At 61.9% G+C, this 420-nt stretch carries 1 protein-coding gene; it reads left to right on the forward strand.

The genetic code is table 11. The annotated features are described in order from the left end of the window. Positions 1-261: hypothetical protein (locus GVL50_RS28565; protein WP_218586056.1), on the forward strand; the 261-nt coding region annotated here is incomplete at its 5' end. Positions 262-420 lie beyond the last annotated feature (159 nt).

Raw genomic sequence — 420 nt, forward strand, 5'->3', positions numbered from 1 at the left:
ACGCCATGGAAAAGGAATGTGATGACCCCCCTCGAATCACTCGCCAAGGTCTTGGCGTCCCCGAAAGACTCCTCTGCCTTGCGCGCGGCGATGGAAGCGAACCCCGTCACGTGCTCGTTTGATCGCGACCATCCAGACCTGGTCATACAAGCCGACGCACGCACGCAAACAAAGGTGTATGGCCGTCTCGACGATGACGGGAACCTGCACCCCCTCAGCGAGACCGAGTGGAAGGCCCTGCAGGCCCGCCCAAAGGCCTGAAACGTCGCGACAGCACCCTACCCCACAGCGACGCCTAAAAGCCCCTTCGAAGGCCTTCTATCGCGTCAATCCAGCGTCACGCTCCGGCGGTTTCTGCATTCGTGCTGCTTGCTCCTGAACCACTGCACTTGCACGTCGGCTGGCCTCCGCGATCCGAGC

The organism is Pseudomonas sp. 18058 (assembly GCF_902706155.1).
GTDB lineage: Bacteria > Pseudomonadota > Gammaproteobacteria > Pseudomonadales > Pseudomonadaceae > Aquipseudomonas > Aquipseudomonas rustica.